Raw genomic sequence first — 9851 nt, 5'->3', positions numbered from 1 at the left:
CACCATATTGGCTCGCAGCAAATACTGCACGATATTACTTTGTCTTTGCCGCCCTCACAAGTTATCGCTCTGATAGGTCCTAATGGCGCGGGTAAGTCAACTTTGTTTTCGGTCATGGCGCGCCTGCACCCTTTGCAAACAGGTTCAGTCAGCTTTACCGTAGATAATAAAGACCATGACATCATCAGCTGTGATGCCCGTACCCTTGCCACCACAGTCGCTATGCTCGGTCAGGACAATCAAGTACAAGGGCGGCTGCGCGTCCATGAGCTACTAATGTTTGGGCGCTATCCGTATCACCAAGGACGCCCAAGCGCGGCTGACCAGCAAAAGGTCAATGAGATTATCGAGCGCTTTGAGCTTGAGCCCTTAGCCGATAGATTTTTGTCAACGTTATCTGGTGGTCAGCGTCAGCGCGTACTGATTGCGATGATTGTCTGCCAAGACACACCTTATCTGCTTCTTGATGAGCCACTTAATAATTTGGATATGTATCATGCAGGACGCCTAATGCGTGAGCTACGTACGCTTAGTCATACTCAGCAAAAAACGGTCGTTATTGTGCTGCATGATATCAATCAAGCCGCGCAGTTTGCCGATACGGTGGTAACGATGAAAGACGGTCAAGTCAAAGCGGTCGGTCGCCCAGTCGATGTCTTGACCCAAAAGACAATGAAAGCGCTGTATGACGTTGAAGTGACGGTGCTGACCCATCATGGTCGTCCTGTGATAGTAGATACGGTGTGAGTACAGCTATAAAAATGCGGTGTACTAAAGACAAAGGATTCGCGCAAACCGTATCAACTACAGTTGTCTCTACAAGATAGCTTCGGCGTCCTCACGCTTGATGATTTTGTGTTCATCTTCGCTGTTATCAAGCTTCCAGTAGCTTGAGATATACAGATGGGTTTTTGCTACCTGTTTTTCTTGTTTAAAGTAATGACGTAGCGCGCGCATACTATTGAACTCGCACGCTGCCCACACAGCGGGACTGCCCTCTAACCAAGGCAACTGCTTAATGCGTTCAAGCAGTGGACTACTATCGATGCTTGCTACTGCATTTACTACCCAGTGTATATCCATATTATCAGGCATATTCAACGAACGGATGTCTGCTTCACTTATGACCTCTATTACCGCATAGCCTTGAGCATCAGCGGGTAGCTCAGCCAAATTTACCGTTATGGCAGGTAGCGCAGTCATGTCACCTGCTAACAAAAACCAGTCGGCTTGAGCATTGATCTGTTTTTTGGCTCCAGGGCCGCCGATCAAGATGCTGTCGCCTATAGCCGCGGTATGTGCCCACTGTAGTGCTGGACCTGCATGCTCTTGAGGATGCAATACAAAGTCTACATCTATCTCGTGACTGCGCTGCTCAGCGATAGTATAAGTGCGCATGATAGGTTTACTGCTCTTAGGCTGTGAAAACATCAACTTAATATAAGCGCTTTGTTGGTTTGTTGGAAAGTCCTTAAACGCCTCTCCACCCAAAGTGATGCGGCGCATATGCGGCGTGATGTCTGTAATACGTTTGACTTCTAGAACTCTTGGGGTAGGTTTTGCCATTTCTGTATTCTCTCATGACTTATTAGCTGAGCTAATAATGGTTTTGAGCTATCAGAATTTACAGATCCTGATACAAAAAACCAGCGCTCTTTGTGAGATTGCTGGTTTTTATTATTTATATCAAAACTTAAAACTGATACGTTAACGACGCTTTTATATTTCGACCCATCTCAAAGTCAGTGCTTTGATCACTAACGGCACTATAGCGTGAGGCGTGACTGGCGTAAGTCTCATCAAATAAGTTATATACCCCGACAGTAGCTTTGACGTTCTCAAGCTGACGCGGCGAGTAGTTCATATAGATATCATGCACATCATAGTTGGGCTTGGTGTCGCCGCTATTATCAGTGATGGAGGCTACATAAGTGCTGCGCCAACCTAAATCAACCACCTCATTAGGTGCATAATCTAGGTTCACCATATAACGATCACCTGAGTCAGCACTACCGCCACTCACTGAGGGAATGCTATCACTGGTTTTGTCGCCCTCGCTGCGTGCACGCGCGTAGCTAAGACCCATACCAAAGTTATCAGTACTGTAGTTCGCTGCAAGCTCGACACCTTTGATCTCGTAATCTTCATCGCTATTGATCATGCCTTGACAGTCTTGTAAGTTGTCAGGCGAACCGCGCTCACCTGTAGCACAGTTTAGACCGTAGCGACCGGCGCGATCTCCTGTTCTAACAAACTGCTGAAAGTTTTCGATATTAGAGCGAAAGTATTTGGCGCTTAGTTGCAAAGCATCATTAGCGGTAGTCAATCCGCGCAATGTGGTCGCGACCCCAATCTCAGAGTTGTAGCCTTCTTCTGCTTTGAGATCATCATTGACATAGATACTATCGCCATTACTATTAAATATGGTTTGCGCAAGATCAGGGCCGTTGAATAACTGCGTGTAGCTGGCAAATACTTGTGTGCTTGGAGCAATCTCGTAGCTGGCCGCTAATGCGCCAACGACATTGTCATAGGTCTCGCCGCCTGAGACATATTCAGGCGACTCATAGCGATCGTAACGCACGCCTGGCGTTAAGCTAAATTTGCCCAGTTGCCACTGATCTTCTAAGTAGAGCGATGTGGTTTTTGCCTCATCAGTCGCCGTATCCCTGCCCTCACGCGCCATCTGTGATTCTTTTTTATAGTGCTCCACGCCTGTGATGAGTCTATGCGTACCCGTAACCCCTTCAAAAACGCTGTCATCGATTACACTAGTGTTTTCAATCTTGCCGCCTGTCGTTTTTACCTGAGCTCTCCAGTCATAGCCTGGCGATACGTCAGCGTTATTATCTCGCGAGATTTCGGTTTCGGTCTGATAAATCGTGGTATCAACATCAATTAAAGCATTTAGCGGGTTAAAGTTATAGTCAATCGTATACGTATCGCGGTTTACCTTTTGTGGTATAGGATCATCAGTTAAACTAGGAAAATCTGGGCGAAACGGGAAAATACCTTCTTTTTCAGTACGGCTAAAGCTTGCACCTACGCGGTGATTATCATTGATATAAGCGCCCGCTTTTAACAAAATATTTTCGCTTTCACTGTCCTCAAATAGCTCACGTCCATCGCCATCCTCACCAGAATCCGTATCGCGCTTGCCATAATAAGCTAGTAAGTCGATATTATCAGTAGGCGCGCCATAGACGGTGGCTGAGGTTAACAGCTCATCATTATTACTGCCGTAGCCAGCCTTTAGTTTTGCACCGATCTTTTGACCTGGCTTGAGCAAATCTACTGCATCCACAGTTTCAAACGCTACCGCGCCGCCTAGGGCGTCATTACCTAGCGTCACTGAGTTATTACCGACCGCTACCTCAGCACGTTTGAGCAGGTCAGGATCAAGGGTGACATCACCCATATGATAAAACAAAGCACCCTCTTGACGAGCACCATCGACAGTCACTTTCAGATTGGTATCATCAAGCCCGCGCACCCTGATACGCTGGTTTACCGTTGAGGTACCACCGACCTCAACTCCAGGTATCACATCTAAGAAGTCACTTAAATGACTCGCTTGCGCTGCAGGCGTATAGTTATCGATATAAACCGCTTCTTCTTGCAACTCATCTCGTACAGAAGTATTCGCCGTTACCGTAATCGTTTGCAGCGTCGTACTTGGCAGGGAGTCCGCAGTCGCGGCGCTCGCAGCTTGTGACCATAGCGCTGCTGCTACGCCCATAGATAATAGGGTTAATTGGCTATGATTTTTTGGCTTAGAGCGGCTTTTACTTAAACTCTGATCTTCACGCATAACTTACTCGCTGATTTCACTATGAAAAGGGTACTTAAATTTGTATGAGTCATATTCAGGATTGATGAGATTATCACCAAGCAACCAAAAAATTGACTCATATATTTATTAATACTAATGTTAATGATAATTATTATCATTCAATTAACGAGAGGAATGATAACGAAGTATTTATATTTTGGCAACAGTAAATATAGAAGTGTACGTAGATAAGCGATTAAATTTACATTAATAGAGACTAAAAAACGAAGGTAATCTGTTGAATTTTAAGGAAGTAAAGATACAAAAAATTGCTGCAAATAAAGTGTGAAAGTTACCTGAAATATAAAAGTATACCGCATAGCACCTTTACAGACGTGACGTCTATTTGCAGATAATACTGATAGACAAAAGTCATAATTATCTTGACCTATGACCTAGACATCCTTAAAGTGTTAACAATCTATGTTGCTAAATGTTAACAATATTAGCTTCGATTGATTTTAACACCAAGGGAGAAAAGGATGTCCATTGCAAATGAGCAAGGAAGTCAGCTCAATAGTCAGCCCAACAGAGCACTTTATGATTATGATACGTTCAATCCAGAACGCAAAAACTCACGACTTTATAACGAAGATCTAGCACCGCTACAGCCTAAAGAGCGCAACTGGGGCTGGTTTGCAATCTTTAACGTCTGGTCCAACGATATCCAAAGTCTGTTCGGCTATACTCTCGCCGCGTCACTTTTTTTGAGTTATGGTCTTAGCGGCTGGTGGGTGATGGCAGCGATTATCTGCTCTGGTTTTATCGTCATGTGGATGGTCAACTTAACGGGTAAACCCAGCGTACGCTATGGCATACCCTTTCCCGTCCTAGTGCGCGCTAGTATGGGTATTAACGGTGCTAATTTGCCTGCTATTTTGCGGGCGATTATCGGTATTTTTTGGTACGGGGTGCAGACTTACTTTGCCTCAACAGCAGTTGCCATTTTATTAGCCTTAGTGATAGGCAGCTCAGATTCGACCTTTTTGGGTCTAAATGGTACCGCGTGGCTGGCCTTTGTCATTGTTTGGGTCTTTCAGATTATGCTGTTTTGGGCTGGGGTTGAGCCGATTAAGCACTTCTTAAACTGGGCGGGGCCGCTCGTTTATGTCGTTATGCTTATTTTGATGGGTGTGGTCTGGTATCAATCAGGCTCAGAATTAATACCAGCAATTAATTCTGTATTTGCCAGCGGCAGTGATTATACGGGTACATCATTCCAAGCCTTTACTGCGATTGTCGGTACGATGGTGGCCTATTTTGCCGCTGTAGTGATTAACTTCGGTGATTTTTCGCGCTTTTTACGTAGTGAGCGCGATATGAAGCTAGGTAACCTGCTTGGACTACCGATCAACATGGTGTTCTTCTCGTTTATCGCTTTGGTAATTACTGCAGGAACACTAGTACTATTTGGCGAAGCCTTAACCAATCCCTCAGATATCGTTGATCGGGTGGACTCACTACCATTGACTATCGTTGCCGCTTTAACCTTCTTTGCCGCGACGGTTGGTATTAACATGGTGGCAAACTTTATCCCGCCCGCTTATGACTTAGCAAATCTATTTCCTAAGCATATTAACTTTCGTACGGGTGGTCTGATCACCGCTGTGATTGCCTTTTTTGTTGGCGCCTTGTGGTTATCCTTTATCAGCAAGATCGGTATTGTCGGCTTTGTTAATGCTGTTGGTGCTGTTATCGCGCCTTTCTTTGGTATCTTAGTCGTTGATTATTACCTAATCAAGCGCCAACAGATCGATATGGATGATTTGTTCTCAGCTGATCCAGCAGGGGCTTATTATTACTATAAAGGCTGGAATATACGTGGCCTGATTGCCTTCGCTGTCGGTGCTGTATTCTCCTTGGCAACCGTGCTGATACCTACGCTAGCTAGTCTTGAGGGTTATGGCTTCTTGCTAGGCGCAGCTTTGGGCGGCGTTGTATATTGGGTATTGATGCGCCCGTATGCCGTAGACCCACATACGATTTAAAGTAGTGTTTAATAAAGTCGTACTTGCAACCCCATAAATGAGAACGCTAAAAAGGAATAATAATGACACAGAAGATAACCAGTGACTTCGATCAAAACGCTTATCCTCGCGACCTAAAAGGCTACGGCGATAATCCACCAAAAGCCAACTGGCCGGGCGGGGCGAAGATTGCGGTTCAGTTCGTACTCAATATCGAAGAAGGCGCTGAAAACAGCGTCATTCATGGCGATGCAGAATCTGAGCGCTTTTTGTCTGATATATTGGGTACGCCGTCGTTTAATAATCGTCACCAGTCTATCGAGTCAGCCTTTGAGTACGGTAGCCGCGTCGGTGTATGGCGGGTACTTGACGCCTTTAAAGAATATGGTCTGCCTATCACGACCTTTACTTGCGCGGCGGCAGCTGAGAAGACCCCGCATATCATCGAGCGTGTGTTAGAGGACGGTCACGAGGTCGCAAGCCACGGTCTGCGCTGGATTACTTATCAGTATATGTACCGTGAGACTGAGCGTGAACACGTACGCCGCGCGACTGAGATATTCCAGAACATGCTTGGGTATCAGCCTCTTGGCTGGTACACGGGGCGCGATAGTCATAATACTCGTGAGCTGGTGGTTGAGCAAGGCGGTTATAGCTATGACTCTGACTCTTATGCCGATGAACTCCCTTACTGGCTTAATGTGAAAGTAGAAGAAGGTAATCAGATTACGCGCAAGCCGCACCTAGTCATCCCTTATACTTTAGAGACCAATGATATGCGCTTTGCCTCAAGTCCCGGTTTTACCAACTCAGAGCCATTTTATCAGTATCTCAAAGACAGCTTTGATACACTCTATGATGAGGGAGATAAAGATGGTAAGAACGAACCCAAAATGCTCACTATCGGCTTACATTGCCGTATTATTGGCCGTGCTGGGCGTATTGTCGCGTTAAAGAAATTCTTAGCATATATTACCAGTAAGCCTGACGTTTGGATCTGCCGCCGCGACGCAATTGCTAAGCACTGGTATGAGAACCATCCTGCCACCGAAGATAACACCGCGAACTGGATGTAACTTTAAGTTTGTAGATCAAGTTTAGACGTCCATTTACCGCGGAAAAACATTAAGGATTATAAATCATGTCAACAAAGAGTACCTATTACGCCCCAACGGGTGGCTTGCCTCCGCAAACGCAGCTCCTATCTGATCGCGCTATCTTCACAGAAAGCTATGCGATTATTCCCAAACGCGTCCTCACCGACATCGTCATCAGTTACTTGCCGTTTTGGGAAGGCATGCGTATGTGGGTAATTGCCCGCCCGCTAACAGGTTTTTCTGAAACTTTTTCGCAGTACATCGTCGAGGTTGCCCCAAATGGCGGCTCTGATAAACCTGAGCTTGATGACAAAGCTGAAGCCGTATTGTTCGTTGTAGAAGGTGAGATGGAGGTCACTATTGAAGGCGTGACGCATCATATGCAAGCAGGTGGCTATGCTTTTTTGCCGCCTAAATGCAACTGGACGCTTAAAAACAATAGCGACGCTCATGTCAAATTTCACTGGATACGTAAAGCGTATCAGTATGTAGACGGTATCGACGCGCCCGAAGCGTTCGTGACCAGCGACCATGAGGTTGACGGTATCGAGATGCCAGGTACTGATGGCGTTTGGAAGACGACAAGGTTCACTGAGCAATCTGATATGCGCCATGATATGCATGTCAATATCGTCACCTTTCAGCCAGGCGGCGTGATTCCATTTGATGAAACGCACGTGATGGAGCATGGTCTGTATGTGCTAGAAGGTAAAGCCGTCTATCATCTAAATGCTGAATGGGTCGAAGTTGAGGCGGGCGACTTTATGTGGCTACGCGCGTTCTGCCCGCAGTCCTGTTACGCTGGTGGCCCTGGACCCTTTAGATACTTACTCTATAAAGACGTCAATAGACATATGCCATTTATTCGCCCAGAACGCTAAGGGAAGAGGAGTTTATGAGTACTACAATCGTTGCAAAACCTTTGACTAAGGTTGAATTTGCGCCCTTTGGTACCGTTATTGAGCCGTATGATGCCCAGCAGCAAACGCCTGATAACAGCTATGTGATTAATAACGGTTATGCCACACGTCATCATGCTATCGCTGAGTGTCAGCTCGATGGCGGCATTGTCGGTATGAGTATATTTTGTGCCAAAAAGCGCGATGTTCCTATTGCTTTATCAGTGATGGAGTATCATCCATTTGGCACGCAGGCGTTTTTTTCTATGAACGCTCAAGACTATGTTGTAGTCGTCGCACCAGCCGGCGCGCCACCAAAGTCTGCTGATGATTTGACGGTGTTTTATGCCAAGTCGCATCAAGGCGTACAATACAACCCTAACGTCTGGCATCATCCTCTGCTAGCGCTTGGGCGTGATTCTAACTTTTTGGTGGTTGATCGTATCAATGGCGAAGGTAATAATTGCCATGAGCTTGATATTGGGGATTGGCAAATATTTATAGCGCTTGAAGACGAGCAGACGGATAATAACGCGCCAAGCTCAGAACAAGCTAAGTTTTGATTTTATGCTTGGTTAAACTATTAGGGCGTGTTGAACATTCACAAATACGCACTGACAGAAACTATTTTTTAGTCGCTGCTCTTAAATTAGAAGCAAGATAAAAATAGTAAGTTTAGTCATTCTAAGCGTCTATTTTTATTAAAGGAGCGGCAAAAAAGAGTCCTGTCCTTTCAGGCTGATGCTAAAATTGCCCCATACTGTGTTGCAAGTCTAGCTAAGGTCTAGACATTATCTTCGACTTGCGCCGTGTCTGGAACCATTTTAGCGATCAGCAGTGCCATGGTTGAATGTTCAACACGCCCTGGTTAAGTAGTAGCTAGTGACCATTTTGATATAAAAGACAGCCCTTAATTGGGTTGTCTTTTCTTATTTTAATACATTTACTTTAGGTCTGCTAAAAATCTTGAGCGACTTAAACCTATAAAAATAGTGATGATAAGACAATAAGAGAGCGATATGGCAAACATCGATAGCCCAATGTCAGCGCGGCAATCCTGGATAGGAACGATTCAAATCATAACCGCAGCTATCTGCTGGGGTACGCTTGGGATATTTTCGACCTATCTGAATCAGCTAGGTTTTAGTGGTTGGCAAATTACCATTTTGCGCATTGTTACCGCCGCTTTTCTTATCCTGGTGATGCTACCAAAAATATGGCCACACCTAATCACATTGCGCCCAAAGCAGTGGCTTGGACTGGCAGTGCAGTCCTTGATCGGTGTGCTTGGCATGTCAGTATGCTATTTCTTTGCTGTAATCTATGTCGGTGCCGGTCCCGCCGTTGCCCTTCTCTATACCGCGCCTGTTTTTAGCTTACTCTTTTCAGCGCTGTTTTTGAGTGAATCTATTACGCGGCAGTCCGCTCTACTGGCACTCATGGCAGTATTTGGCGTGGGTCTAACGATGTTAGGCGATCAGGCGCAAGTCAATTGGGGCATTGTACTTGGGCTGTTGTCAGGCGTGTGTTATTCGCTATACGGCGTACTCGGCAAGCGCGCGATGCACTACGCGCATCCTGCCCCTTTGGTGTTTTTTACCTCGATCATTATCAGTGCCGGCGTGCTGCTATTGCTCCCGCAGACCTATCACACTTATGGTAAGTTATTCACCTTGCCTGTGCTGACTTGGGGCTACGTTTTGGGGTTATCTCTATTAGGAACTGTTGTGCCTTTTGCTCTGTACATGAAAGCGCTTGAGAAGCTACCTGCTACCCGCGCTTCGGTGTTTACTATCTTTGAGCCGTTGACAGCGATTGTCCTTGCAACCCTACTATTGCACCAATCCTTATCATGGATTCAATATATAGGCGTGATACTCATTTTACTTGCCGCTTTGATGAACGCTGTATTAAATGGAACGACTACGCGCGTGCCGCGTTGGTTAAAAAGGCGGCAAAAGATTTAGGTTTATGGTTTAAACTTGCCTTTTACAAAAAACAAAAAAGCCCCAACTAGCTATCAAAGTTGGGGCTTTTTCTTAAAGCTCAAAACTGA

Annotated in this window: 8 protein-coding genes; 6 read left to right on the top strand and 2 right to left on the bottom strand. The window is 45.6% G+C overall.

The annotated features are described in order from the left end of the window. On the top strand, positions 1-747 hold a 747-nt coding region (locus ACTXGO_RS06445; protein ID WP_443573752.1), incomplete at its 5' end, for an ATP-binding cassette domain-containing protein. A 69-nt stretch (positions 748-816) separates the two neighbouring features. Here ACTXGO_RS06445 and ACTXGO_RS06440 read toward each other — a convergent pair. Together ACTXGO_RS06440 and ACTXGO_RS06435 are read right to left on the bottom strand one after the other, a co-directional pair. Further along, the gene (locus ACTXGO_RS06440; RefSeq protein ID WP_435949400.1) at positions 817-1566 is read right to left on the bottom strand and encodes a siderophore-interacting protein; all 750 of its coding nucleotides are present in this window, start codon (positions 1564-1566) and stop codon (positions 817-819) included. A 127-nt stretch (positions 1567-1693) separates the two neighbouring features. Further along, positions 1694-3811, bottom strand: coding sequence for a TonB-dependent receptor domain-containing protein (locus ACTXGO_RS06435; protein WP_443573750.1), 2118 nt, complete (start codon positions 3809-3811; stop codon positions 1694-1696). A 503-nt stretch (positions 3812-4314) separates the two neighbouring features. Here ACTXGO_RS06435 and ACTXGO_RS06430 point away from each other — a divergent pair. The 5 genes from ACTXGO_RS06430 to ACTXGO_RS06410 all read left to right on the top strand — a co-directional run bounded on the left by ACTXGO_RS06430 (position 4315) and on the right by ACTXGO_RS06410 (position 9762). Beyond that, positions 4315-5820, top strand: a complete 1506-nt coding sequence (locus tag ACTXGO_RS06430; protein ID WP_443573748.1) for an NCS1 family nucleobase:cation symporter-1 — start codon at positions 4315-4317, stop codon at positions 5818-5820. 62 nt (positions 5821-5882) lie between these two features. Beyond that, a complete protein-coding gene (gene puuE / locus ACTXGO_RS06425) occupies positions 5883-6875 on the top strand; it encodes an allantoinase PuuE (protein ID WP_317198702.1) in 993 nt (330 codons plus the stop codon). A 65-nt stretch (positions 6876-6940) separates the two neighbouring features. Then, positions 6941-7777 (top strand): bifunctional allantoicase/(S)-ureidoglycine aminohydrolase, encoded by an 837-nt coding sequence (locus ACTXGO_RS06420; protein ID WP_435949404.1) that lies wholly within the window; start codon positions 6941-6943, stop codon positions 7775-7777. Positions 7778-7791: 14 nt separating this feature from the next. Further along, the gene (locus ACTXGO_RS06415; protein ID WP_435949405.1) at positions 7792-8358 is read left to right on the top strand and encodes an ureidoglycolate lyase; all 567 of its coding nucleotides are present in this window, start codon (positions 7792-7794) and stop codon (positions 8356-8358) included. Between the two features lie 456 nt (positions 8359-8814). Next, positions 8815-9762, top strand: a complete 948-nt coding sequence (locus tag ACTXGO_RS06410) for a DMT family transporter (protein ID WP_435949406.1) — start codon at positions 8815-8817, stop codon at positions 9760-9762. Positions 9763-9851: the final 89 nt, after the last annotated feature.

The organism is Psychrobacter sp. T6-1 (assembly GCF_052258445.1).
The sequence above is the reverse complement of the archived record's forward strand: the minus strand, read 5'-3'. Positions and strand labels throughout refer to the sequence as shown.

Excerpts from the sequence above, each read along its gene's own strand:
- ACTXGO_RS06440 (WP_435949400.1), bottom strand. The coding sequence starts at position 1,566 with ATGGCAAAACCTACCCCAAGAGTTCTAGAAGTCAAACGTATTACAGAC.
- ACTXGO_RS06435 (WP_443573750.1), bottom strand. The coding sequence starts at position 3,811 with ATGCGTGAAGATCAGAGTTTAAGTAAAAGCCGCTCTAAGCCAAAAAAT.
- ACTXGO_RS06430 (WP_443573748.1), top strand. The coding sequence starts at position 4,315 with ATGTCCATTGCAAATGAGCAAGGAAGTCAGCTCAATAGTCAGCCCAAC.
- puuE (WP_317198702.1), top strand. The coding sequence starts at position 5,883 with ATGACACAGAAGATAACCAGTGACTTCGATCAAAACGCTTATCCTCGC.
- ACTXGO_RS06420 (WP_435949404.1), top strand. The coding sequence starts at position 6,941 with ATGTCAACAAAGAGTACCTATTACGCCCCAACGGGTGGCTTGCCTCCG.
- ACTXGO_RS06415 (WP_435949405.1), top strand. The coding sequence starts at position 7,792 with ATGAGTACTACAATCGTTGCAAAACCTTTGACTAAGGTTGAATTTGCG.
- ACTXGO_RS06410 (WP_435949406.1), top strand. The coding sequence starts at position 8,815 with ATGGCAAACATCGATAGCCCAATGTCAGCGCGGCAATCCTGGATAGGA.